This is a genomic window from Hydrogenophaga sp. BPS33 (assembly GCF_009859475.1).
In the GTDB taxonomy this organism is placed as follows: Bacteria; Pseudomonadota; Gammaproteobacteria; order Burkholderiales; family Burkholderiaceae_C; genus Hydrogenophaga.
In genome coordinates this window covers 645276-670135 of the sequence record NZ_CP044549.1, presented here as the reverse complement: position 1 = coordinate 670135, position 24860 = coordinate 645276, and the positions used below count along the sequence as shown (strand labels likewise).

Genomic DNA, 24860 nt, shown 5'->3' with positions numbered 1-24860 from the left:
GAAACTGAAAACGGGAAAAGGGAAATGCAGGCTCAGTCGATGTGGATCTTGGCGTCGGCCGCGATCTTCTGGAACTTGCTCATGTCGCTCTTGATGCGCGCGTTGACTTCGGTGGGCGTCATGAATTCGGGCACGAAGCCGGCGTCGAACATGGACGCTTTCACGCTCGGGTTCTCGATCGCCTTGCGCATCGCGGCCGAGAGCGCGTCCATCACGTTCCTGGGCGTGCCGGCGGGTGCGAAGACGCCTTGCCACCACGTCGCGTCGAAGCCTTTGAGGCCGAGTTCGTCCACCGTCTGCAGCTGCGGGAAGCGCGGGTCGCGCTTGAGGCCGGTGGTGGCAATGGCTTTGAGGCGGTGGGTGTCGAGGTAAGGCTTGGCTTCGCCGATGTGGATGCAGTCGGCAAAGCCCGCCACCACGTCTTGCGTGGCCGGTGCGTTGCCCTTGTACGGCACATGCGAGAACTTGACCCCGGCCATGCTTCCCAGGAGTTCGCTGCTGAAGTGGTTGCCGCTGCCCGGGCCGGCGGTGGCCACATTGAGCTTGCCGGGGTTCTTCTTCGCGTGCTCGATCAAACCCTTGAGGTCGTCGAACGGCGCCTTGGGGTTGCAGACGATCACGGTGGAATACCAGAACGCGCCGCCCACCGGCGCGAAGTTCTTCAAGGGGTCGTAGCCCAGGCCCTGCACCACCGCAGGCAGCAGGGCCTGGCCGATGTTGTTGCCGTAGAGCAGCGTGTAGCCATCGGCCGGCGCGCGCGCCACTTCGGCAGGGCCGATGCGCCCGCCACCACCGCCCTTGTTCTCCACCACCACCGGCTGCGCCAGCGCTTCGCCCATGAGCTTGGCGACGATGCGCGCGCCCATGTCGGTGCTGCCACCGGCGGCGGCCGGCACGATCAGGCGGATCGGGCGCGAAGGGTATTTGTCCTGTGCGAAGGCGGCGTGGGGCAGCGCGGCGGCGCCGCCGCACAGCAGTGCGGTGGCCAGCAGGTGTCGACGGTTCATGGTGTTGTCTCCTTGTAATGGTGCGTCAGATGCCGACGCGTTCTTCCGCATCGAAGGTCATGCGGATCTTGGAATAGGCTTCGATGGTTTCCTCGCCGAAGCGCTTGGCGAAGTCCTGGCCGATCTCGCGCGAGAACGACACGGTGTCGCTCATGCGGTCGGGGCCCTGAATGATCACCAGCAGGCGCGCGGGCCGGCCGGTGGTGTTGCAGAAGGTGCGCATGACCTTGTTGGGCATGGCGATCAGGTCGTTGGGCTGCACCTTCACGGTGGTTTCGTTGTGGAAGCCGGTGCACATGTCGAAGGTGCCGTCGAGCACGTAGAACGACTCCTGCGTGTCGGAGTGCGCGTGCGGTGGCGGGCCGTCGGTGCCGGCGCGGCATTCGGCGATGGAGATGTAGAGCCCCTGGTGGCCGTACATCGGCGCGGTGCGCGAGCGGCCGACGTGCCCCTCGGGCACGATCAGCGGAAACACGTTGCCGGCGGACAGGGCTTCGGTGGCCTCGGGCGGCAGGCCGCTGGTGCGGTTGAGGTCTTTCTTGTAGGGCACGAGGGTTTCGAAGCGCGTCACCCGGCCTTGCACCACGGCGGGGTCGGCCACGTCGCCGGCCTCTGCGTCGAAGCGCACGCCCAGCGCGAGGGCCGCGTCGGCGGGCACTTGCGCGGCCAGCGCGGTGTCGAACACGGCGTCGAAATGGCCGCCGGGCGCGACGCTGAGCACGTTCACCGTGCGCGCGGTGTCCGCGCCGGCGTTGGCGATCTGGTGGCGCAGGTTGGCGGGCACGGCCACCATGTCGAAACGGCCCAGGGTCAGGCTGTGTTCGAGCTGCCGCCCATAGCGCAGCTGCACGCTGCCCTCGACGCAGAACACGCACTCGATGGCATCGGGATTGCGCCAGGCCTGGGTCTGCGCGCCCGGGGCCAGTTCGAGCTTGCCGGTGCAGGCGGTGGGCGGGCAGTTGAGCGCGGCCTGGGCAAAGCGGCCCTGCGCATCGGTGGCGGCCATCAGCGGCGTGAGCGGGCCACCGAAGAGGCGCAGCACGGCGTCGCGGTGGGCGGCGGCGGGCGCTTGCGCCGCCACGCGGTAGCCGGGGAAGGCCGCCAGTTGGCGGTTCATCTGTTCGAGGGTCAGTGCGCCAGCCGGCGCGGTCGAGGTCGTCATGTGAAAGTCTCCGTGGATGCGTGATGGCATTGGACGGCTGCGCGGCGACATGCGCCATGGTCTGGCGTCGATGACACCATTGCCGCCACTCGATCCCGCACGGACGACAATGCGCCTTCGACAAGAACACCGGAGACACGCCGCATGACCGGGCTGCTGCACCGCCTCACGTTCCAACAGCTGCTGTACCTGCAGGCCCTGGTGGAAGAACGCCACGTCACGCGCGCGGCCGAGCGCATGAACATCGGGCAACCGGCGATGTCGGCCGCGCTGGCCCGCATGCGCGAGGTGTTTCGCGATGTGCTGCTGGTGAAGACGAGCACCGGCATGGAGCCCACGCCGAGGGCGATCGAGCTGGTCAGCCGCATCCGCGAAATGACCGACCTGCTGGAAGGCCGCGGCTTCGCCGACGGGCAGTTCAACCCCGAAGAGTCGCCCACGCACTGGCGCATCATGTCCTCGGACGGCATCTCGCGCGTGGTGTTGCCCGAGCTCATGGCAGTGGCCCAGCGCGAGGCGCCCAAGATGCGCTTCACGGTGCACCCGGGCGACCCGCGGCGCTTGTCCGAATACCTGCGCGACGGCGACTTCGACATGGCGCTGGCCTTCGTGCGCACACCGCCGTCCGAACTGCGGCAGATGACGCTGTATCCCCAGCGCATGGTGTGCATCGCACGGCAGGACCACCCCGAGATCCAGGGCGAGCTGAGCCTGCAGCAGTTCACCGACGCCGACCACGCGCGCTGGGGCGCGCCGCCAGTGGCGCACGCCACGATGGAGGTGGCGGTGGACGAAGCGCTGGAAGCCATGGGCGCGGCGCGACGCGTGGCGCTGCTGGTCTCCAGCCTCACCTTGCTGCCCGGCGTGGTGGCCCGCTCCAACCTGCTCGCGGTGGTGCCCGAGCACCTGGCGCAGAAGTCCCAGGAGACCATGCCGCTGCAGGCGCTGCCCCTGCCCTTTCGGGTGCCGGCCGTGCACGTGAGCATGACCTGGCACGAGCGCATGCACCACGACCCGGGCCACAAGTGGCTGCGCGACACGCTCAAGGGCATTGGCCAGGCGCTGTCGGCACGGCCGGTCTGAAAGAAACACCCCCCTGCGCCGCTGCGCGGCTTCCCCCCTCTCTTGCGCGCCTTCGGCGCTTGGAGGGGGGACGGCATCTTGGGCCGGCGTAGCCGTCCCTTGATGCCCCTGGCTGAAGGCACGCGCTCCGGAGGCAGAGTGCGGCATCTTGGGCCTGCGTCGCCATCCCTTGATGCCCTTGGCTGAAGGCACGCGCTCCGGAGGCAGAGTGCGGCATCTTGGGCCTGCGTCGCCATCCCTTGATGCCCTTGGCTGAAGGCACGCGCTCCGGAGGCAGAGTGCAGCATCTTGGACCTGCGTCGCCAAACCCTTAGCGCTTCATGTGATGGGCAGCAGGCGGCTGGCGACGAAGGCCACTGCGTCCGCCAGGCGCGCGCCTTCGAGTTCGCGGTGCGCGCCGGGATAGGCCACGAGGCGCTTGTCTTCAGACCCGATGGCATCGAACAGCGCGAACGTGCCTTCGCGGTCGAAGAACTCGTCGTTCCACTGCTGCGTGAACCAGACCGGACAGCGCACACGCTGCGCGTAGGCAGCGAGGTGTTCGCTGGCGGCATAGGTGCTGCCCCAAAGGCCGAGCACGGCGGCCTGGATGCGCGGCTCGGTGGCGAGCAAGGGCAGACCGTAGGCCGTGCCCATGGACACGCCGATGTAGCCGATCGGCAAGCCGGCGTGGCCCGGTTGCGCGAGCAGCTGGTCCAGCGCCGCCTGCCATTCCTGGGCCATGCGCGTGCGGCCCACACCGGCGCGCCAGGCCTCGCGGAACGCGGTGAGCGCCACCACCGGGTCAAGGTTGCCGTCGCTGCGCCGATCGCCTTGCACCGGGCCGTCGATGGCGAGCACGCTCAGGCCCAGCGGCAGGCAGTGGCTCGCGATCGCCAGCACGGCCTGCGACAGCTTGTGGCCACTGCCGCCATGCGCGGCCAGCACGATGCCGCGGCTGGGCGTGGCGGGCGCCCAGAACACCGTGGGAACGCGCACGCCCGCGTGGGTCACTGGCAACACGGTGGACGATGGCAGGGGAGTGAGGGGCTCGGTCATGGCGTTGTCGGTCTCGTTCGGGTCGGAGGATGGCGGAGGATGTGTGGGTGTAGGCACCATCTTCGGGTCCACGCGATGTGTGCGCCATGCGCGCGCGTTGATGGTGGCATCAGCGCCGTCGATACCGGGTGCTGGCCAATGCATGATGAAATCCGCGCATCCCAATTCAACGACAGGAGACAGGCATGAATGGCGCCGAGGCCTTGGTTCACACGCTGCTGGACAGCGGCGTGGACACCGTATTCGCCAATCCGGGCACATCCGAAATGCACTTCGTGGCCGCGCTCGACCGCATCGAAGGCATGCGCTGCGTGCTCGGCCTGTTCGAAGGCGTGGTCACCGGCGCGGCCGATGGCTACTACCGCGTGCGCCAGCGCCCGGCCGGCACGCTGCTGCACCTCGGCCCCGGCCTGGCCAACGGCCTGGCCAACCTGCACAACGCGAAAAAGGCCTGCTCGGGTGTCGTCAACATCGTCGGCGAACACGCCACCACCCACCTGGAACTCGATGCGCCCCTGACCTCGGATGTGGAAGGCGTGGCGCGGCCCATGTCGCACTGGGTGCGCACCATCGCAGCGCCCGAGCGGCTGCCCGCCGATGGCCGAGAGGCGGTGACCCAGGCCCGGGGCCGGCCCGGGCGCATCGCCACGCTGGTGCTGCCCGCCGACATGGCCTGGTCGCCCGCCGCCGCCCTGCCCGCTGGCCTCGGCCCGGTCCCGCAAGCCGCCGCCGAGCCCCTGGACGAACGCCAGGTGATCGCCATCGCGGACCACCTGCGCCAGCACGGCCCGCGCACCTTGCTGCTGTTGGGCGGGCGCGCCACGCTGGCGCGGGCCACGGCCTGGGCCGGGCGGATCGCGGCGGCCACGGGTTGTGCCGTGATGTCCGAGTTCTATTCGCCCAGCATCGAGCGCGGCGCGGGCCGCGTGGCCATTCCACGCCTGCCCTACTCGGTGGACGGCGCACTCCAGGCGCTCTCGCGCTTCGAGCACATCGTGCTGGTCAACGCGGTCGAACCGGTCGCGTTCTTCGCCTACCCCGACAAGCCCGGTCGCCTCAGCGCGGCGGGCACCACGTTCTCCACGCTCTCGCGCCCTTCGCAGGACCCGGAAGAAGCCTTGCACGTGTTGTGCGAAGCCCTGTCGGCCACCCGCACGACGGCGCCGCTGGTCGAACGCCAGCCCGCGCGCGCCGGCCTTGAAGACGGCCTGCTGAACGCCGACACCATCGGCGCGCTGCTGGGCGCGCTGATCCCGGAGAACGCCATCGTGGTGGACGAGGCCATCAGCACCGGCCGCGCGTTCGACGCCGCGACGCGCGAGGCCGCGCCACACGAATGGCTGACCAACATGGGTGGCTCCATCGGCTATGGCCTGCCGGTGGCCGTGGGCGCGGCCATCGCGGCGCCCGATCGCCGCGTGATCGCGCTGGAGGGCGACGGCAGCGCGATGTACACGCTGCAATCGCTCTGGACCATGGCGCGCGAGAGCCTGGACGTGACGGTGATCGTGTTCGCGAACCGCCACTACCAGATCCTGCGCGGCGAGTTCAACCAGGTGGGCGCGGGCGCGCCGGGCCAGCGCGCGGCCGACATGCTGAGCATCGACCGGCCCACGCTGGACTGGGTGGCGTTGAGCGCCGGCCACGGCGTGCCCGCGAGCCGCGTGACCACGCTGGGCGAACTGGCCGACGCGCTGCGGCGCAGCCTGGACGCGCCCGGACCGAGCCTGATCGAAGTGGTGATGTGAAGGCGCCGACACCGAGGGCCTTGCTCGCGGTGTTCTTGTCGAGGCCGAGGAAAGATCCGCCCGATCTGCTGGTCCAAGACGCCGTCCTCTCCGGCGTGCGTGCCCCATCCAGAGGCATCGAGGGACGGCTGCGCCGGCCCAAGATGCCGTCCCCCCTCGAAGCGCCGAAGGCGCGCTACGGAGGGGGGAAGCCGCGCAGCGGCGCAGGGGGGAGTTTCAAATCAAACCCAGCTTGCGCGCGATCGCCACCGCCTGGGTGCGGTTGCCGGCGTTGAGCTTCTGGTTGATGTTGCGCAGGTGCGTGCGCACCGTGCTGTCGGACACGAACAGCTTGACCGCCAGTTCGCTGTTCGAAAAACCATCGGCCAGCAGCCGCAGCATGCGCAGCTCCTTGGGCGTGAGCTTGTCCGCGTCGGGCACGTCGTCGACCCCCTCGGCGCGCGGTGCGCCCAGCAGGCGCAGGATCTTGTCCAAGTGTTCCTGGTCGATCGGATCGACCTCCGCATGCCCGGTGGCGTTGCGCATCTGCAGTTGCACGGCCAGCTCGCGCACCGCTTCGCCTTCGTCGATCAGCAGGCGCACGAAGCCCTGGGCCGCGGCCTGCGACAGCAGTTGAGCAAACGCGTTCACGGCCGCCTGCGCCTGGCCCAGGCGCTGCAAGGCCAGCGCCTGCAACACCTGCAGCTTGAGGGCGCGGCGCAGCTTCTTCTCGGCCTGCGCGCGCGCCAGGGCGCGCGCGATGTCCTGTTCGGCCGAGGTGGCGTCGCCAAAGGCGAGGTTCCAGCGCAGCCAACCCATCTCCAGGTCTTCGATGTCGTGCGCCGGAAAGCGCAGCCGCGCCGCGCGTTCCCACACGTCGGGCTGCGAGGCCAGCACGAGCTCGGCGCGCGAGGCCTGGGCATTGCCCTGCAGCACCAGCAGGTGCGCGCGCTCCAGCCGCGCGCTGGCGGTGATGCGGGGCAGGTGCCGGTCGTAGCCGGCCTGCTCCAGCGTGGACAGCAGCTCCCACGCACGGTCGAGCTGGCGCCGGTCGAAGGCCATGCGCGCCAGCATCACGTGGCCGATGATCATCTGGTCGCGCAGGCCCACCGCGCTGGCCATCGGCACGTACACGTTGAGCAGGCGCTCGGCCTGGTCGAGGTCGCCCATTTCGAACAGCACGCCCGCGTACTGCACGCCGGCATACGCGTTGCCGCCGGTGGCGGTCACGTTGGGGCCGGCGGTGGAATGCACCGCCAGCCGGAAGCGCGCGGCGGCCCGGCGCAACTGCCCCTCTTCCAGGTCCAGGATGCCGTCCACGGTTTCGGAGAACATGCGGTTGAACACCGCCGTGGGGCCGGCATGCGCCATGCGCGCGGTCTGCAGCAGGCGATGCGACTCGCGGTACTGCCCCATGACGAGGAAGGTGTGGGCCATGGCGGTGGCCAATGCGCTGTCGGCGAAGGCGTTGCCGGTGGGCATGGCGCGCAGGTTCTCGCGGCCCAGGGGCAAGGCTTCGTCGTAGCGGTCCATCATGCCCAGCAGCAGCGGGCGCAGGGCCAGCACATGGGGGCGCGAGGGCGGGTCTTCGGTGGTCCAGCCACTGCGGTCGAGCAGGCGCATGGCGTCCCACGGGCCGGTGGTGAGGCAGACCGCCCAAATGCGCGCCATGCACAGCGTGGGACGGCGGGTCACCTCGTCTTCGGGCAAGGACGTGAACCAGCGCGCCAGCAGGCGCATGCGTCCACTCTTGAGCAGTTCGTCGACCTGCGGCTCCAGCAGCGCGATGGCGCGCTCCTGGTGGCCACCCTGCAAGGCGTGCTCGATCGCCGCCACCGCCTGGCCGCGCTGCTCGTACCACTTCGACGCGTCCAGGTGCAGGCGCGGAATCTCGGCCGGCATCTCGCGCACCATCTGGCCGCGCAGGAAGGCGCTGAAGAGGCTGTGGTACCGGTAGCTGCGGCCGTCGTGCACCGGCAGCAGGAACAGGCCGCTGGCGGCAATGCGCTCCAGCGCGGCCGCGCCGCCTTGCGCGCCGAGCACCGCGTCGCAGATCTCGGCGTCGAGCCGGTGCAGCACACTGCTGCGCAGCAGAAAGTCGCGCACCGCGGGCGGCTGCGCGTTGAGCACGTCTTCGGCCAGGTAGTCGGCGATCAGCGCGGACGAACCGGAGAAGCGTTCCACGAAGGCCGAAGGTTCGGGATGCCGCTGCAAGGCCATCGAGGCCAGCCACAGCGCCGCCACCCAGCCTTCGGTGCGGTGGTGCAGCAGTTCGATGGCATCGGCCGCCAGCGCCACATGGCCTTCGCGGCCGAAGAAAGCCTGGGTTTCTTCCAGCGAGAAGCGCAAGGCGTCCACGCTGATCTCGACCAGTTGCCCGCGCGCGCGCATGCGCGCCGTGCCCAGCTCGGGCGTGACGCGCGAGCCGATGAACACCTGGCCCTGGCGCGGCAGGTTGTCGACCAGTTCGCGCACCAGCGAGAGCACCACCGGGTCCTGCACGGTTTCCACGTCGTCCAGGAAGATGGCGAAGGCGTGCCCGGCCGCGCCGATCTCGTCCATCATGCGCAAGAGCGCGTCGGGCGTGGTTTCCGACGGTGCGGACGCGCCCAGCGCGCCAAGGGCTTCGGCCAGGCCGTTGAGAAAACGCGTGGGGTCGTTGTCGGCCGCGTCCAGCGTCAACCACGCGGTGCGCACGCCTTTCGATTGCAGGTCGCTGCGGCACTGGGCCAGCGCGGTGGTCTTGCCGAAACCGGCGGGGCCCCGCACCAGCACGAGTTGCGCCGCGCGCGAGGCCGCCACCAGCGCGCAGATGGCCTCGCGCCGCACCTGTGCGGCGACCGCGCCGGGCGGGCTGAGCTTGCGGCGGGACACCAGGGCACGGGGGGATGGGGCCGGTGAAGGCATGCGCGAGGGACTCCAGAGCGTGTCAGGGGCGCGCGCTGGGCGGGCGTGCGCGCAAAGTGTAGCTGCCGTCCCCGGTGGCGATCAGCCGGTCCTGCGCGTCGAACACCTCGGCCGCCACGAAGCGGATGCGCTGGCCGCCGCCGCGTTGGCGCGCGAACACCGTCACCGGCCCGCTGGCCACGCTGCCCAGGAAGGCGGTGTTCAGCGTGAGCGTGACGATGGGCTGCGCGGCGTTGGGCGCGGGCTCCTGCGGTCCGGGCGGTGCGCCGTCGAGGCGGGCGCGCACCGCTACCGCGCAGGCGATGTCGATCATCGACGTGATCGCGCCGCCGTGCAGCGTGCCGCCCTGGTTGAGGTGGTGCGGCCGCATCTCCAGCCGCATGCGGATGCCGTCGCGCTCCACGGCCACGAAGTGCAGGCCGAGAAAGGCGCGCATGCCGGTGTCGGCTGAGCCCGCGCTCACACCGCGACCTCGATCGTGCTGGCCTGCCGCTCGGCCAAGCCACGCAGCAACGCACACGGCGTGAAGCGATCGCCCAGTTGCCCGGCCAGCGCATCGGCGCGCTGCACGAAGCGCGCGATGCCGTATTGCTGGATGTACTGCAGCGCGCCACCGGTCCAGCGCGGAAAGCCCATGCCCAGGATCGAACCGATGTTGGCATCCCGCACCGAGGCGATCACACCGTCTTCGAGGCAGCGCGCGGCCGCCAGTGCGATGGCGAACAGCACGCGGTCCTGGATCTCGCGCACGTCGGGCAGCGGCGACACGGCGGCGTGCGCGTCGGGCAGCACCACGCCAAAGCGCGCCGCCAGTGCCAACGGGCCTTGCGCCAGGTGGGTCTGCAAGGCGGCGTTCTCGATCAAGGCGTCGCCCACGCCTTGCTGGCGCAGCCAGCCCGCTTCCTCGGCCGCCGCGCGCCCGAGACGCGCCACATAACCTTCGCCCGCATCGCGCACCCGCACCGGTGTTTTGCCGATGCGCTGCGCGTAGTCGTAGGCCAGGGCCACGGTGTTCATCGGCGTGTTCGGGCCGTGCACCACTTCCACCAGCCCACCGTCCAGGTCCGGGATGAAGCGCAGCGCGGGCACGCCGTGCGCCAGGGCCTCGGCCGCGCTGGCGTGCGCGGCCAGCACCACCGCGCCGCGCGCGCCCTCGGCACGCAGCGGCGCATCGGCCACGGTGATCAGCAGGTCCTCGGTCATGCCGTCGTCGCCTTGTGCGGCGATGTGCGAAGACACCAGGGCACTGGCCGCATCGGCGCGCTCCTGTGTCATGCGGCGCTGCGCCACGGCCTGGCGCAAGGCGGCGTCGATCTCGCACCGGCACGCCTCGAGCTGCGCCGCACTGCCGGCGCGCAGCACCGTGTGCAGCCGCTTGGCGGTGTGCGCCAGCACCAGGGCCACCGCGCCGGGCGTGCGCACGTCCAGCCCGATGCGGTGCAACTCGGTGCGTGGCGCATCGCTTGGCCGGCCCTTGCCGGCGCGAATGTCGTTGGCGTCGAAGAATTGGGTCTGGATCATGTTCTTCGCCACCGGTTGTGTTGCGAGCGAGGTGAGGTAGCGCGTCTCCACGCGCAGCGCGCTGTCGATGTCCAGGCACGCGCCTTCCACGGCGGCGGCCAGGATGGCCTGGCGCGCCGGGTAGCGGCCCTGGTCGTGTGCCAGCACCTGCAGGGCGGCCGAGCGCAGCACCGCCGCAAGTTCATGGCGCAAGCCGGGGATGTCGAAGCCCGGCTGGTCCCAGGGCACCACGGGGCGCGGATGGTCCCGCACCCATTGCCGCGCCTGCACGATCACGGCCGGCATGTCGGGCGCGGTGCCGTGCAGCAGGCCCATGGCCAGGGCTTTGGAGGGCGAGAAGCTGCGTCCGTCCATCAGCAGCGGCAGCGCCCGTTGCAGGCCGAGCAAGCGCACCATGCGGTTCACGCCACCCGCACCGGGCAGCAGGCCGAGCGTGGCCTCGGGCAGGCCGAGCGGGATGCTGTCGTCGGCCAGGCAGAAGCGCGCGTGGGCACACAGGCAGATTTCCCAACCACCGCCCAGCGCCGCGCCGTTGATGGCGACGGCCACGGGAATGGGCAGGCGCTCCAGGCGGCGCAGCGTCTGCTTGAACCACTCCAGGCCGTCGAAGAAAGACTGCGCCTGCGACGGCTGCACGGCGATGAGGATGCGCAGGTCGCCGCCCGCGAAAAAGGTTTTCTTCGACGACGTGATGACCACGCCGCGCAGGCCTTCGTGCTGCTCCAGGCGTTCGACCACCCGACGCAGTTCTTCCTTGAAGGCCACACTCATGGTGTTGGCGCTTTGGCCGGGCAGGTCGATGGTGAGCAGCGCGATGTGGTCGGCGTCGACGTCGACGCGGATGCCTGGCGTGCCCAGCGTCGCGGGCAGGGCGTCTTGTTCGGGAGCGGCGGCAAGGGATGCGGTGTTCGTCATGTTGTCGCCTTGCATTCGAGAGCAATGGCAATGGCGTTGCCCGCCGCATCGGCGATGGCCGCCACGCCGCGCTGCGTGTGGCTGTGCTCCAGCGCCACCAGAAGGCGCGCCAGGCAGGCAGCACCCGCAGCGGCGCCCATGTCGCCGCGCACCAGTGCGCCGCCCAGGCGGTTGATGCGCTCCAGCGGCACACCGAGCATGGCGCTGGCCAGGGGTGCGCTCACGGCCTGCGCGTCGTGGATCTCCAGGCGGTCGAGTTCGTCCGCCCGCCAGCCCGCCTGTTGCAGCACGCGCCGCACGGCGGTGGCAACAGCCGCAGGACCGGCGGCCGCGCCTTCGCACACCGCCGCATGGCCGCTCACCCGCGCGCGGGGCGCAAGGCCCGCTTGCGCGCCGGCATCGGCGCTGCCGAGCAGCAACAGGCAGGCGCCGTCCACCGGCGCGGCCAGGTGTGCGGCGTGGTGCACGCGGGGCGGCGCGGGCAGATCGGCGTGCAGGTGGCTCGCGGCGGTGGCGGCGTAGTTTTGCGGATCGGGATCGGAAGGGGGTGTGCCGGTACTGTGGTCTTCGGCCAGCACGCTCAGGCCGTTGATGTCGCGCACCGGCACCTCCACGTCTGCGTGGCCCGCGCCGTGCAAGGCTTCGCGGGAACAAGCGGCCCACGCGTCGAGTGCCTGGGTGTCCAAGCCCTGGCGTTGGGCCGCAACATCTGCCGCCGTGCGCGCGGGCAGCACCGGATGCGCGATGGCCACCAGCAAGTCGAACGCGCTGGCCGGGCGCTGGGCGTTGGCGACGTGGTAGCCCCCCGCAATCGCCAGGTCGAGATCGCCTGCGGCGACCGACTGCGCGGCCTGCCGCAGCGCGGCCATGGACGACACACCGCCTTGCTGCAGTTGCCAGGCGCCGTCCCGCGTCACCAGGCCAGCCGATGCCAGCGCATGGCGCGGTGTTTCGCTTGCGCCATCGCCACCGAGCACCAGGGCATCGATGGTCTTGCCCTTCATGGGCGCTGCGATCTCGCGCAACAGCGCGCCGACCAGGCGCGAGGGCAACACCTCGGCCAGGGCCCCGCCTTCGGGCGCGACCGGTGTGCGCCGCAGGTCATAAATGAAAACGTCTTGCATGGAGCGTCTGCGTATCGAAATTCAAACCAAGGAACTCAGGGCCGGTGCACGGCAACCGCCCCGCTGTCGACGAGGGCCTGCACCTGCGCGGCGTCCATGCCCATGCCGCGCAGCACCTCTTCGCTGTGCTCACCCACGTGCGGCGCGGCCTTGAGGCGCCCGTAGTCGCCCGCGCGCGGGCCGCCGGGGATGTTGGGAATGGGCAGCAGGCCGTCAACGCCGGGTTGCTGCAACCAGTCCAGCGCGCCGCTGCGCACCAGTTCACCGTCGTGCAGCACCTCGTCGTAGTGGCGGATGCGCGCGTGCAGGATCTCTTCGGCTTCGAGGCGGCGGCACCACTCGTCGGTGGTCTCGCGCAGGAACTCGGCGCGGATGATGTCCATGAGCACGGCTTCGTGGGCGATGCGGCCCGAGAGTTCGCGAAAGCGCGGGTCGGTGGACAGTTCCTCGCGGCGCAGCGCGCGGCCCAGGGCGACGAAGTGCGCGTCCTGGTTGACCGAGATGCTCAGGAAGCCGTCGCGCGTGGCGAGCACGCCCAGCGGCACGTACATCACGGTCGGCCGGCCGCGTTCGAACTCGTGCTTCACCAGCGCGGGCGCCTGCATGGCGAGCGCGCTTTGCATCAGGCTGCAGTCCAGGTGCGCGCCGTGGCCAAAGCGCAGCCGGCGGATGAAGGCGGCCAGCGTGGCCTGGCCGGCGTAGAGACCGGAGACCACGTCGACCAGGATCATGGGGAATCGCTGCGGCGCGTTCGCCGCGTCGCGGTTCAGGCTCATGAGGCCCGCATAACCCTGGATCACGGTGTCGGTGGCGGGCAGTTGCGCCAGCGGCCCGTCCTGCCCGAAACCGCTGACGGAGAGGTAGACCAGCTTCGGGTTGGCCGCGCGCAAGGCCGCCTGGCCCAGGCCCAGGCGCTGCATCACGCCGGGCCGGAACGACTCGATCACGATGTCGGCGTCGCGCGCGAGCTCGAACGCCACGCGCCGGCCTTCGGCATGTTTCAGGTCAAGCGCGAGCGAACGTTTGCCCCGGTTGTAGTAGGTGGAGAACGGGCTCTGGCCGCCCGCGCTCACGCCCAGGCGCCGGCTCCAGTCGCCTTGCGGGGTTTCGATCTTGATCACGTCGGCACCATGGTGCGCGAGCAGCAGCGAGGCGTGCGGGCCGGCGATGCCGGTGGCGAAATCGACCACGCGGATGCCGTCCAGGGGTGGGGTCAGAGGTGTTGTCATGACGCAGAGGGTTCGTCGCGCAGGGCACGGCGCAGCAGCTTGCCGCTTTCCAGGCGCGGAATGTGGGAGCGGAATTCGAAGCGGCGCGGCAGCTTGATGCTGGAGAGGTGTTCGCGGCCATGCGCCACGAGCGCGGCACGCAACGCGTCTTCGTCGGTCACGCCGGCGCGTGGCTGGACGAAGGCCACCGGCACCGCGCCCATGTCGGCATCGGGCACGCCGACCACGGCCACGTCGGCCACGTCCGGGTGCTGGCCGAGCACGTCCTCGATTTCGCGCGGGTACACGTTGACGCCGCCACAGAGAATCAGGTCTGCGCGCCGGTCGCTCAGGGTGAGATAGCCCTCGGCATCGACATGGCCGATGTCGCCGTAGGTCGCCCAGCCCCGGTCGTTGTAGGCGCGCGCGGTCTTCTCGGGGTCGCCGACGTACTCGAAACGCGGACCGCCTTCGAACCACACCACGCCGTCTTCGCCGGTGGGCAATTCGCGGCCGGACTCATCGGTGATGTGCAGCACGCCGACCCGGGCGCGGCCCACCGAGCCAGGGTGCGCCAGCCATTCGTGGCTGTCGATCGCGGTCATGCCCACGCCCTCGGAGCCGGCGTAGTACTCGTGCACGATCGGGCCCCACCAAGCGATCATGGCGCGCTTGACGTGGGGGGCGCACGGCGCGGCGGCGTGGATGGCCACGCGCATGCCGCTGGGCGTCCAGCGCTCGCGCAGCTCGGCCGGCAGCGCCAGCATGCGCACGAACATGGTGGGCACCCACTGGCTGTGCGTGATGCCTTCGGTGCACAGGGCCTGCAAGGCCTGCTCGGCGTCGAAGCGGTCCATCAGCACGCAGGTGCCGCCACATTCGAGCACGCGGATGGCGTAGCGCAGTGGCGCGGCGTGGTACAGCGGCGCGGCCGAGAAGTAGACCGACTCGGCGTCGAAACCGAAAGCGCGTTGCCAGGCGGCCACCTCGGGGTCGGGCTCGTGCCGGCGGTCCCAGGGCAGCATGGGTTTGCGGATGCCGCTGGGTTGGCCGGTGGTGCCGGAGGAATACAGGAAGTCGCGGCCGATGCAGCGGGCGGGCAGGCCATCGTCGAGATCGCCGGTGCGCGCCGTGGTCTGCGCGGCGGGCCAGGCCAGGGCCGGATCGCCCTGCTCCGACGGCAACAGGAAGCAGGGCATGAGCCCGGGCGCTCCGGCCTGCACCGCGAGCGCCTGGGTGTTCGCGGAGGCCACCAGGGCACGCGCGCCGCTGTTGCGCAGGATGTGCGCCAGCTCGCGCGGCTTGGCGTGCGTGCTCACCGGCGTGTAGTACAGGCCCACGCGGCGTGCGCCTAGCGCAAAGGCCAGCAGTTCCACGCGGTTCTCACACAGCAGCGCGATGGTCTCGCCGCCCTGCAGGCCGATCGACACCATCCAGGCCGCGGCATCGGCGGCGGCCTGGGCCAGTTCGCGAAAACGCAGCTCGGCGCGCGGCTGCAGGAAGCGCACCGCCACCTTCTCGGGCTGCGCGCGGGCAAGGTCAAAAATGGATGGCATCAACGTCCCTGGAAAACCGCAGGCCGCCGCTCGCGGAACGCGGCCACGGCTTCGGCGAAGTCCGCGCTGGCGGTGAGCGCGGACTGCTCCGCGCGTTCGCGCTCGAACAGCTGCGCCATGGGTGCGGCCTTGTGGGCGTCGTGCGCTTCTAGCCGCTTGAGCGCGGCGATGGCCATGGGCGCGCGGCCTGCCCACAGGCGTGCTCGGGCCATCGCCGTGTCCAGCGCGGCAGCGTGGTCCGCCAGTTCGTCGACCAGGCCGTGTTGCAGCGCGCTCGCGGCGTCCACCACCGTGCCTTCGATCATCCACTCGCGCGCACGCGCCGCGCCCACGCGGCGCGGCAGGGTGCGCACCATGCCCACGTCGGGCACGAGCGCGATGCCGGTGAACGGCGCGCAGAAACGCGCCGCGCTGGAGGCCACGATGCGGTCGCACGCCAGCGCGAGCGAGAGCCCCGCGCCAAAGGCCGCGCCGTCGACCGCTGCGATGCAGGGCAGTGGCCCTTGCATCAGCAGATCGCAGCAGAATTGCAAGGGCACCAGCACGCTCTCCTCGCCGGGCTGCTTGCGGTGCTTCAAGTCCGCGCCGGTGCAGAACTGGCCACCGGTGCCGGTGAGCACGATCGCGCGCAGCGCCGGGTCGGCCTGCGCGGCGCGCAGGGCATCGGCCAGCGCGTGGGCACTCGCCGGGTCGAGCGCGTTCATGCGGTGCGGCCGATCGATCGCGATCACGCGCACGCCGCCCTCGGCATCCTCGATGCGCAGGGGCGTGGCGTCCTGCGCCGGGGTGTCGGTGGCGTGGCTCACCGTGGTGTCATTCGGATCGCGCCATCCAGGCGGATCGTTTCGCCGTTGAGCATGGGGTTCTCCAGAATGTGCTGCGCCAGGCGCGCGTACTCGTCCGGAACGCCCAGGCGCGGCGGGTGCGGCACCGACTTGCCCAGCGCGTCGCGCACCGGTTGCGGCAGGCGCGCCAGCAGGGGTGTGTCGAACAGGCCGGGCGCGATGGTGCACACGCGGATGCCCTTGCCGGCCAGATCGCGCGCGGCGACGATGGTCATGCCGACCACGCCGGCCTTGGACGAGGCGTACGGAATCTGGCCGATCTGGCCTTCGTAGGCCGCCACCGAGGCCGTGAGCACGCAGGCGCCGCGGTCGCCGCTGGCATCGGGCTCGTTGCGCGCCATGCGCACCGCCGCCAGCCGCAGCACGTTGAAGCTGCCAATCAGGTTGGTCTGGATCACCGACTGGTAGGTCTCCAGCGAACCGGCGCTGCCGTCTTTTTCGACGAGGCGCACCGCGCCACCGCGCCCGGCGCAATGCACCAGGGAGCGGATCGGGCCCTGGCGTTCGGCCGCGTCGTACACGGCTTCCATCGCGGCGGTGTCGGTCACGTCGGCCGGCACGAACACGGTGCCGCCGCCGAGCGATACGGCCACGTCCGCGCCGGCGGAGGTGGGCAGGTCGGTGATCGTGACGCGCACGCCTTGGGCCACCAGCCGCTGCGCGGTGGCCAGGCCCAGGCCCGAAGCGCCGCCGGTCACGACCGCCGAGGTGTTTCTCAATTCCATCGAATGCTTTCTAGTCGGATTGCTGACGCGGAACCGCCCGCTGTCTTGGTGTGGAATTCTTCGGTCTGCGCGCGCGCCGGGCATCGTCGATACCGACGATTTTTCGGGCTCACCCTTGCGCGCGGGGCCGAGGGCTGAGACAAACGCGCATCGACCACACAAGGAACCATTTGCAAATGCGCGCAGAGACCGCCCCCCGCTGGATGAACGAAGACGTACAGGCCTTTCGCGACAGCATCCGCCGCTTCGTCGAACACGAACTGGCCCCGAACGAAGAGAAATGGATCGAGCAGCGCCGCGTGGACCCGGCCACCTGGCGCAAGGCCGGCCAGGCGGGCATGTTGTGCGCCAGCATCCCCGAAGCCTACGGCGGTGGCGGGGGCGACTTCGCGCACGAGGCCGTCATCACCGCCGAACTCGCGCGCGCCGGCGTCAACAGTTTCGGCAACAACGTGCACAGCGGCATCGTGGCGCACTACATCGCGCGCTATGGCAACGAAGCGCAGAAGCAGCGCTGGCTGCCGCGCATGGCCTCGGGCGAGCTGATCGCGGCCATCGCCATGTCCGAACCCGGCGCGGGCTCGGACCTGCGCGCCATCACCACGCGCGCCGAACACGATGGCGAGGACTACGTGATCCACGGCGCGAAGACCTTCATCACCAACGGCATCAACGCCGGCCTGATCGTGCTCGTGGCCAAGACCGGCGACGAGCGCTCGCCCTCGCTGATCGTGCTGGAGACCGAAGGCCTGGAAGGCTTCGAGCGCGGGCGCAACCTGGAGAAGATCGGCCAGAAGGGGCAGGACACCGCCGAGCTGTTCTTCTCCGGCGTGCGCGTGCCGCGCACCCACCTGCTGGGCGAGCGCGAAGGCCTGGGCATGCACCAGCTGATGCAGCAGTTGCCGCAGGAGCGGCTGATCATCGGCATCATCAGCGCGGCCGCCGCGCGCCGCGCGGTGGACCTGACGGTGGAATACGCGGCCGGCCGCAAAGTGTTCGGCCAGCGGCTGCTGGACATGCAGAACACCCGCTTCAAGCTGGCCGAGTGCGACACCAAGGCCAGCATTGCGCAGACCTTCGTGGACGACTGCATCGCACGCCAGCTCGAGGGCACGCTCGACGCCGGTTCGGCGGCCAAGGCCAAGTGGTGGTGCTCGCAGATCTACGGCGAGGTGGTGGACGAATGCCTGCAGCTCTTCGGCGGTTATGGCTACATGGCCGAATACCCCATTGCGCGCATGTACACCAACGCGCGCGTGACCCGCATCTACGGTGGCTCCAACGAGATCATGAAAGAGCTGATCGCGCGCGACCTGGACCCGGCCACGCCGGTGAAGGCGCGTCACTGAGTTGGCCACGATGCGCCCTCACCCCAGCCCTCTCCCGCAAGCGGGAGAGGGGGCAAGACCCGCGCTCCGGCTTCTTTGCGTGCGCGCCAGAATAGCTTGCCGGCGACCGTGCCTTGCTCCCTCTCCCGCTTGCGGGAGAGGGTTGGGGTGAGGGCGTATTGGAAGCACCACAACATGCCAAAACACGCTTTCAGCCGACCGACACAGCCCCCACAGGTTCCGCCAACATCGCCCCCTGTTCCACCAACGCGGCAATCGCCGCCTCGCTGTAGCCCAGGTCCGTCAGCAGAGGCCGCGTGTGCTCGCCCAGGCGCGGCGCAGGACGCAGCGCCGCGCGCGGCGCGGGTTCGTCCTGGTAGTGCACCGGAAAAGCCGGCGCGATCAGCGCGCCCTCGGTCGGATGCTCGATCGTTTGCCAAAAGCCGACCTCGCGCAGGTGTTCGTCCTCGCGCAGGCTGTTCATGTCGTTGATCACCGAGTTCGGAATGCCGTGCCGGTCGAGGAATTCCACCCAGTGCGCCGTGGTCTGCGTGAGCATGAGATCGGACAGCCGTTCGTAGAGCAGGTTGATGTGGCGCGCGCGGCTGGGCGCATCCAGAAAGCGCGGGTCGTTCATCACCTCGGGTTGGCCGCAGGCCTCGAAGAACACGCGCCAGTCGCGCTCGTTGTGCGGCATCACGGCGATGAAGCCATCGCTCGTGCGGTGCGGGCGGCGAAACGCGCTGACCATGCGCCGGTAGCCGGGCGGGCCCAGCGGCGGATCGAAACACAGGCCGGCCTGGTGCTCCACGCTGAGGTAATGCACCATGGTCTCGAACATCGCCACTTCCACGCGCTCGCCGCGCCCGGTGGCGGCGCGGCGCATCAACGCGCCCTGTATGCCGATCACCACGAACAGCGCGGTGGTCTTGTCGGCCACGATGGTGGGCATGAAGCCGGGCGTGCCCGAGATGGTCTGCAGCAGCCCCGCCGCGCCCGAGGCGGCCTGGATGATGTCGTCGTACGCCGGCCGGTCGCGGTGCGGGCCGGCCGCGCCATAGCCGTAGGTGGCGCAGTAGACCAGGCCCGGGTTGCGCGCGCTCACCGCGCCGTAGCCGATGCCCAGGCGGTCGGCGGTGCTGGCGCGCAGGTTGTGCAGGAACACGTCGGCCGTGGCCAGCAGATCCTGCAACGCCTGCAGGCCCTGCGGTTGCTTGGCGTCGATCACCACGCTGCGCTTGCCCCGGTTGCAACTGAGGTAGAGCGCGGCCATGCCGGGATTGCGGCTGAAGCCCTGGTTGCGCGTGATGTCGCCCTTGGGCGGTTCGACCTTGATCACGTCGGCGCCGAGTTCGGCCAGGATCTGTGCCGCGTAGGGGGCGAGCACGACGCTGCCCATCTCCACCACGCGCACGCCTTGCAATGGTTTCTTCATCGTCATGCCGTGCTCACAAGTCCAGGTCGCCGTCGAGCATTTCCTTGACGATGGTGCGCCGCAGGATCTCGTTGGTGCCGTCGGCCACGTTGAGCATGCGCATGCGCAGGAAGCTGTGGCAGAAGTGCATTTCGTTGGTCATGCCGATCGCGCCGTGCGCCTGCATGGCGCGGTCCAGCGCCTGCATGCCGGCCTGCACCGAAAAGGCCTTGGTCATCGACAGCTCCTTGCGCGCGGGCTGGCCGGCGTCGAGCAACTGGCACACGTTCAGGCCCATGAGGTGCGCGGCGTGCACGGCCATCGCCGATTCGGCCAACGGGAAGGTGACGCCCTGGTACTCCGAGAGCGGCTGGCCGAAGGTCTTGCGGATCTTGGTGTAGGCCAGGGCTTCGCCAATGGCCCAGCGGCCCAGCGCCACCGCGCGCGCCGAGTTGAACACGCGGCCCAGGTTCACGCCCAGCATGGCGGTGGCAAAGCCCTTGTGCAGCTTGCCCACCAGTTGCCAGGGTTCGACGCGCACGTTGTCCAGGCCGAGCACGGCCTCGTTGCCGCCGGCGTGGCCCCACATGCGGATGACGCGCTGCACCGAGAAGCCCGGGCTGTCGGTGGGCACCAGGAAGGCAGAGATGCCGCCCTTGCGCTGGGTTGCCGCTTCGGGGTCGGTCACGGCGAAGACGATGCAGTAGTCCGCATAGGGGCTGTTGGTCGTCCAGATCTTGCTGCCCGAGAGGCGCCAGCCGTCGCCATCGGGTTCGGCGCGGGTTTTCATCATCATCGCGTCCGAGCCGGCTTCGGGCTCGGACATGCCGAAGCACATGGTGGTGTCGCCGGCCATGAAGCCCTCCAGCAGACGCTCCTTGGCCTCGGGCGAGAGGTGTTCGAGCACCGGACTCGGCCCGGTCGCCCAGTGCGACACCGTGACCTCGCCCAGCCAGTAGCGGCCCTCGCAGCTTGTTGTAATCTGCTCCCACGCCGCGTACCACGCGAGGTAACCCATGCCCATGCCGCCCAGCGACTCGGGCACGCACATGCTGTAGTAGCCGGCGCGGGCCGAGGCCTGGCGCACTTCGCGCAGCAGGCGCAGCACCTCGGGGTGGTAGCGGCCTTCGGGGGTGAACTTGCGGTGCTCGTCGTCGAGCAGTTCGGCGTGCGCTTGGTGGCGCGGGATCACCTCGGCGCGGATGAACTTCGCCAGGCCGTCGCGCAGTGCGACGATGTCGTCGGAATATTGGAATGCAATGGCAGCCATGTCAGTGAGAAGAAGAAGATGAAAACCGCATCGAGCATAGGTCCGCGCCCCGCTGTTGTGCAGGGTGCAAACCACCGTCCGCGCCCGATTTCATGTACGTGAAATTCACATGCCGCAACCCCCTAACGTCAAGTCCGCCACGCGAGCGCTGCAGGTGCTCGAACACTTCGAATTCATCCAGCGCCCGGCCTCGCTGGTGGAGATCGCCGCCAGTCTGGAGTGGCCCGTCTCCAGCACCTCGCTGCTGCTGCGCACGCTGTGCCAGATGGGTTATCTCAACCGCGACCCGAACACGCAGCACTTCGCGCCGACGATGCGCCTGCCCTTGCTGGGCGGCTGGATCCGCGCCGGCCACGCCGACGGCCATGCGCTGGCGACGCTGGTGGCGCAGGCACACCAGAAGACCGGTTTCTCGGCCGTGCTGAGCACGCGCCACGACCTGGACGTGCAGTACATCTACGTGAGCCGCGCCACGGCCCAGGGCTTCGACAGCCGGCGTCCTTCGGCGGGCACGCTCAGGCCGGTGACGCTGTGCGCGGCGGGTTACATGATGCTGGCGAGCGAGACCAACGAACGCATTGCGCTGCTGGCGCGGCATGCGGCGGCGGTGAGCCAGCGGCGCATCGTGCTCGCCGATCTGATGGCCCACGTGGAGGCCGCGCGCGAATTCGGCTACGCCTGGCAGGCCAACACCAACACGCCGGGCATTGGCGACGTGGCCGTGCGCCTGCGCGAAGACGACCCGTTCGGGCAGGCGCTGGTGTTGTCGGTGGGCGCGGCGTCGGCGGTGGTGCAGGAGCGGCACGCGGAGATCGGGCGGACGCTGCTGGATCTGGTGGAAGGGTTTTCCCGTTCGCTTGCTGTGCGCTGATTCAACGCGCCGGCAACCCCAGCACATCCTTCGCCAGGATGTTGCGCTGGATCTCGTTGCTGCCTGCGAACACCGTGATCGGCCGTGCGCGGTAGTAGTGCACCATGAGCTCCACCCGCTCGCCCTCGAACTCGGGCGTGCCCGCCAGCGCGCCGCACGAGCCCAGCACGTCGATCGCCAGCTCCGCAATGCGGCCATAGGTTTCGCTGGACCAGATCTTCAGGATCGACACCGAGGCCGGCAGCGCCTCGCCGCGCCGCACCACGTCGGCAAAGCGCGCGTACAACGCGGCGAGGTCAGCCACGTCCATGTCCAGCCGCGCCAGCCGGTCGGCGATCACGGCGTCGGCCAGCAGGCCGGCGCGTTCGCACAAGGCTTGCACGCGCATCAGCAGGTTTTCCGGTGTGCGCGGGCTGCCGTGCAAGAGGCGCTCGAAGCCGAGCTGCGTCTTCGCGACCGACCAGCCCTGGTGCAGGCCGCCGACCACGTTGGCCAGCGGCACGCGCACGCCGTCGAAGAACACCTCGCAGAAGTTGGACTCGCCCACGATGTCCTGGATCGGCCGCACGCGGATGCCCGGCGTGGACAGGTCCACCAGCACGAAGCTGATGCCCTGGCGCTTGGGCGCGGTTTTGTCGGTGCGCACCAGCATGTACATGTGGGTCGACTCCTGCGCCATGGTCGACCAGGTCTTCTGCCCGTTGATCACGAGTTCGTCGCCATCCACCACGGCTTCGGTGCGCAGGCTCGCGAGGTCGGAGCCGGCCTCGGGCTCCGAGTAGCCCTGCGCCCACAGGTGCTGCCCGTCCAGGATGCGCGGCAGGTAGTGCGCGCGCTGCGCGTCGGTGCCCAGGCGGATCAGCGTCGGGCCGATCATGTTGATGCCGTGGTCGGGCACGCGCGCCGCGCCGTGGCGTTCCTGCTCCTCGATCCAGATCAGTTGTTTGCCCGCCGCCAGGCCGCGCCCGCCGTGCTCGCGCGGCCAGGCCATGGCGAGCCAGCCGGCTTGCGACAGCGTGCGGTACCAGCCCTGGATGTCGGCCCAGCGCGCGCGGCCGATGATGTGGCGCTTGTCTTCGGGGTAGTGCTGTTCGAGGAAATCCCGCGCGAGCGTGCGGAAGGCCTCGTCGCTGAGTGAGTTGAAGTCGGTCATGCGGCGGTGGTGTTCGATGCGGCAGGGGAGAAACGCAGGCGCGCGTAACGCCGGCGTTGTTCGGAGGGGTTGCCCAGCCAGGCCGCGAGCGACAGGCTGCGTTTGAGGAATAGGCCGATGTCGCACTCGTCGGTGTAGCCCATGGCGCCATGGAACTGCATGGCCTCGCGCACGGTCTGCTGCGCCGCGTCGGCCGCGCGCGCCTTGGCATGGGCGGCCACTTGGGACGTTTCGGCCGAACCCTCGTCGAACAAGCGGCTGGCACGTTCGACCAGGGCCGAGGTGAGCTCGTGCTGGATGTGCAGGTCGACCGCGCGGTGCTGCAGCGCCTGGAAGCTGCCGATCGCCACGCCGAACTGGCGGCGCGTGCGCAGGTAGTCCAGCGCTTGCTCGAACACACCGCGCATGAGGCCGAGCAGTTCGGCGGCGGTGGCGATCAGGGCCGCGTCCACCGCGCGTTGCACCACGGCGCTGGCGTGGCCGGGTGGCAGCAGCAGTTCGGTATCGCCCAGCGCCACGTCGCTCAGGGTCAGGCGCGCCGCGTCGCTGCCATCGGTGAGCATTTCGTGTGCGGTCGACAGGCCGGCAACGCCCGCGCGCAACCAGAACACCGCGCTGCCTTGCGCGGTCTCGGCCAGCACCAGGTGGCCGGTGGCACCGTGGCCGGGCCGTGCAAAGCGCAGTTCGCCGCTCAAGCGCCAGCGTCCACCGGCCTGGCGCTGCGCACGCACCCCGCCGGTGCCGCGCGCCGTGGGCTCCATGGCCAGCGAGGGAAGTTCGTGGCCCGCCGCGATGCCGCTGAGCAGCGGTCCGCGCAAGGCGGCGTTGTCGCTGCCCTGGACCACCACGGTGGCCAGCACGCCGCAAGCCACCAGCGGCTCGGCAGGCAAGGCGCGGCCGAGTTCGCTCAACACCGTGCAGAAGGCTTGCAGGCCCGCGCCCGCGCCGCCGTGTGCTTCGTCGATCAACAGGCCGGTCCAGCCCATGGCGGCCATGGCCTGCCAGGTGGCGGGATCGAAGGGCGGGTTCTGGCCGCGCCGCTGGCGTTGCGCGCCGGGCCGGAGTTCGCGCTGCGCGAAACTGCGCGCGGCATCGCGCAGCATGTCGAGTTCGTCGGTCGACAGGGTGGTCGCGCTCATCGCATGCCCTCCCCTTGCGCGGGCGGTTCGGCGGGATCGGGCGCGTCCCAATCGAACAAGGCGGGCTCGCGCGCGGCAAAGCGCCGCACCGCCTCGCGGTGAAAGTCGGTGTCGCGGGCGATCGTTTGTGCCATGGCTTCCATTTCGAGCACCGCCCGGTTGTCCAGGTGGAGCGATTGGTTGAGGATGTTCTTGGAGAGTGCGATGGCCGCGGGCGAGGCCTGCGCGAGCTTGCGCGCCATGCGCCGGGCCACAGCCATCAGGTCTTCGGGTTTGTGCACCGAGTGCACGATGCCCAGCGCCATCGCCTCGTGCGCGGGCAGGCGCCGGGCGGTGAACACCAGCTCCTTGGCTTTTTGCAGGCCGACCAGGCGCGGCAGCAGGTAGAGCGAGTTCCAGTCGGGCACGAGACCCAGCTTGCCGAAAGACTGCACGAAGAACGCGCGCTCGCTGGCCAGCACGAAGTCGCCGGTGAGCGCGAGGCTGAAACCAGCGCCGGCGGCCGCGCCATCGACCGCGACGATCACCGGCATGTCCAGGTTCGCCAGTTCGATCAGGCGCGGATGGGCTTCGCGCAGGCGCGCACGCCCTTCCATGAGCGTGCCCTTGTCGCCCGCAGCGCGCGCGGCCTGCGCCTTGACGTCGCCACCGGCGCAGAAATGGCCGTTGGCGCCGGTGAGGATCAGCGCCTTGATGCCTTTGCCCGCCTCGGCCTTCAGACGGGGCAGCACGTCGTCGAGTTCGGCCCGCATCTGCAGCGACAGCGCGTTGCGCGCCTCGGGCCGGTCGAGCGACAGGGTTGCGACGGCGCCGTCCACTTGGAATCGGATGGTCTGGTATTGCACGGTGTCTCCTTCGCCGGGCAAT

Annotated in this window: 20 protein-coding genes; 4 read left to right on the top strand and 16 right to left on the bottom strand. The window is 70.0% G+C overall.

The window, feature by feature from the left end; genetic code table 11:
* Positions 1-32: 32 nt before the first annotated feature.
* Complete coding sequence (locus F9K07_RS03195) at positions 33-1007, bottom strand: Bug family tripartite tricarboxylate transporter substrate binding protein (protein WP_159589318.1); 975 nt, start codon at positions 1005-1007, stop codon at positions 33-35.
* A gap of 25 nt (positions 1008-1032) precedes the next feature.
* Positions 1033-2169 carry a cupin domain-containing protein gene (locus tag F9K07_RS03190; RefSeq protein ID WP_159589316.1) on the bottom strand — a complete coding sequence of 379 codons (1137 nt, stop codon included), beginning with the start codon at positions 2167-2169 and terminating at the stop codon, positions 1033-1035.
* Positions 2170-2313: 144 nt separating this feature from the next.
* Here F9K07_RS03190 and F9K07_RS03185 point away from each other — a divergent pair, with 144 nt between their 5' ends.
* Positions 2314-3252 carry a LysR family transcriptional regulator gene (locus F9K07_RS03185; RefSeq protein ID WP_159589314.1) on the top strand — a complete coding sequence of 313 codons (939 nt, stop codon included), beginning with the start codon at positions 2314-2316 and terminating at the stop codon, positions 3250-3252.
* A gap of 318 nt (positions 3253-3570) precedes the next feature.
* Here the strand turns inward: F9K07_RS03185 and F9K07_RS03180 are convergent, their stop codons facing one another.
* Complete coding sequence (locus F9K07_RS03180) at positions 3571-4434, bottom strand: alpha/beta hydrolase (protein WP_159589312.1); 864 nt, start codon at positions 4432-4434, stop codon at positions 3571-3573.
* A 41-nt stretch (positions 4435-4475) separates the two neighbouring features.
* Between F9K07_RS03180 and F9K07_RS03175 the strand changes: the two genes are divergently transcribed.
* The gene (locus F9K07_RS03175; RefSeq protein WP_159589310.1) at positions 4476-6038 is read left to right on the top strand and encodes an acetolactate synthase large subunit; all 1563 of its coding nucleotides are present in this window, start codon (positions 4476-4478) and stop codon (positions 6036-6038) included.
* A gap of 216 nt (positions 6039-6254) precedes the next feature.
* On the opposite strand, the gene F9K07_RS03170 is transcribed toward F9K07_RS03175, so the two are convergent.
* Genes F9K07_RS03170 through F9K07_RS03135 form a run of 8 tightly spaced genes read right to left on the bottom strand, consistent with a single transcriptional unit; the run spans position 6255 to position 16818 of the window.
* On the bottom strand, positions 6255-8924 hold the full coding sequence (locus F9K07_RS03170; protein WP_159589308.1) for a LuxR C-terminal-related transcriptional regulator: 2670 nt from the start codon (positions 8922-8924) through the stop codon (positions 6255-6257).
* A 22-nt stretch (positions 8925-8946) separates the two neighbouring features.
* The gene (locus tag F9K07_RS03165) at positions 8947-9387 is read right to left on the bottom strand and encodes a PaaI family thioesterase (RefSeq protein WP_159589306.1); all 441 of its coding nucleotides are present in this window, start codon (positions 9385-9387) and stop codon (positions 8947-8949) included.
* A complete protein-coding gene (locus F9K07_RS03160; protein ID WP_159589304.1) occupies positions 9384-11360 on the bottom strand; it encodes an enoyl-CoA hydratase-related protein in 1977 nt (658 codons plus the stop codon). Before F9K07_RS03160 ends, F9K07_RS03165 begins: the two co-directional genes overlap by 4 nt.
* On the bottom strand, positions 11357-12484 hold the full coding sequence (locus F9K07_RS03155) for a hypothetical protein (protein ID WP_159589302.1): 1128 nt from the start codon (positions 12482-12484) through the stop codon (positions 11357-11359). Before F9K07_RS03155 ends, F9K07_RS03160 begins: the two co-directional genes overlap by 4 nt.
* A 35-nt stretch (positions 12485-12519) precedes the next feature.
* Complete coding sequence (locus F9K07_RS03150; RefSeq protein ID WP_159589300.1) at positions 12520-13713, bottom strand: CaiB/BaiF CoA transferase family protein; 1194 nt, start codon at positions 13711-13713, stop codon at positions 12520-12522.
* Positions 13710-15248, bottom strand: coding sequence for an AMP-binding protein (locus F9K07_RS03145; RefSeq protein WP_159589298.1), 1539 nt, complete (start codon positions 15246-15248; stop codon positions 13710-13712). The genes F9K07_RS03150 and F9K07_RS03145 overlap by 4 nt, the downstream gene beginning before the upstream one ends.
* Positions 15248-16054, bottom strand: a complete 807-nt coding sequence (locus F9K07_RS03140; RefSeq protein WP_201451507.1) for an enoyl-CoA hydratase/isomerase family protein — start codon at positions 16052-16054, stop codon at positions 15248-15250. Before F9K07_RS03140 ends, F9K07_RS03145 begins: the two co-directional genes overlap by 1 nt.
* The gene (locus tag F9K07_RS03135; protein ID WP_159589296.1) at positions 16051-16818 is read right to left on the bottom strand and encodes an SDR family NAD(P)-dependent oxidoreductase; all 768 of its coding nucleotides are present in this window, start codon (positions 16816-16818) and stop codon (positions 16051-16053) included. The genes F9K07_RS03140 and F9K07_RS03135 overlap by 4 nt, the downstream gene beginning before the upstream one ends.
* A gap of 176 nt (positions 16819-16994) precedes the next feature.
* Between F9K07_RS03135 and F9K07_RS03130 the strand changes: the two genes are divergently transcribed.
* Entirely contained in the window at positions 16995-18167 is a 1173-nt protein-coding gene (locus F9K07_RS03130; protein ID WP_159589294.1) for an acyl-CoA dehydrogenase family protein, read from the top strand.
* A 190-nt stretch (positions 18168-18357) separates the two neighbouring features.
* Here F9K07_RS03130 and F9K07_RS03125 read toward each other — a convergent pair whose 3' ends face one another.
* Together F9K07_RS03125 and F9K07_RS03120 are read right to left on the bottom strand one after the other, a co-directional pair.
* Entirely contained in the window at positions 18358-19587 is a 1230-nt protein-coding gene (locus tag F9K07_RS03125; RefSeq protein WP_159589292.1) for a CaiB/BaiF CoA transferase family protein, read from the bottom strand.
* Positions 19588-19594: 7 nt separating this feature from the next.
* Positions 19595-20830: an acyl-CoA dehydrogenase family protein gene (locus F9K07_RS03120; RefSeq protein ID WP_159589290.1), complete on the bottom strand. Its 1236-nt coding sequence runs from the start codon at positions 20828-20830 to the stop codon at positions 19595-19597.
* 109 nt (positions 20831-20939) lie between these two features.
* Here F9K07_RS03120 and F9K07_RS03115 point away from each other — a divergent pair, with 109 nt between their 5' ends.
* Complete coding sequence (locus F9K07_RS03115; protein ID WP_159589288.1) at positions 20940-21701, top strand: IclR family transcriptional regulator; 762 nt, start codon at positions 20940-20942, stop codon at positions 21699-21701.
* 1 nt (position 21702) lies between these two features.
* Here F9K07_RS03115 and F9K07_RS03110 read toward each other — a convergent pair whose 3' ends face one another.
* The 3 genes from F9K07_RS03110 to F9K07_RS03100 are packed head-to-tail and all read right to left on the bottom strand — an operon-like array spanning position 21703 to position 24838.
* Positions 21703-22854: an acyl-CoA dehydrogenase family protein gene (locus F9K07_RS03110; protein ID WP_159589286.1), complete on the bottom strand. Its 1152-nt coding sequence runs from the start codon at positions 22852-22854 to the stop codon at positions 21703-21705.
* The gene (locus tag F9K07_RS03105) at positions 22851-23993 is read right to left on the bottom strand and encodes an acyl-CoA dehydrogenase family protein (protein WP_159589284.1); all 1143 of its coding nucleotides are present in this window, start codon (positions 23991-23993) and stop codon (positions 22851-22853) included. Before F9K07_RS03105 ends, F9K07_RS03110 begins: the two co-directional genes overlap by 4 nt.
* Entirely contained in the window at positions 23990-24838 is an 849-nt protein-coding gene (locus F9K07_RS03100; RefSeq protein WP_159589282.1) for an enoyl-CoA hydratase/isomerase family protein, read from the bottom strand. Before F9K07_RS03100 ends, F9K07_RS03105 begins: the two co-directional genes overlap by 4 nt.
* Positions 24839-24860 lie beyond the last annotated feature (22 nt).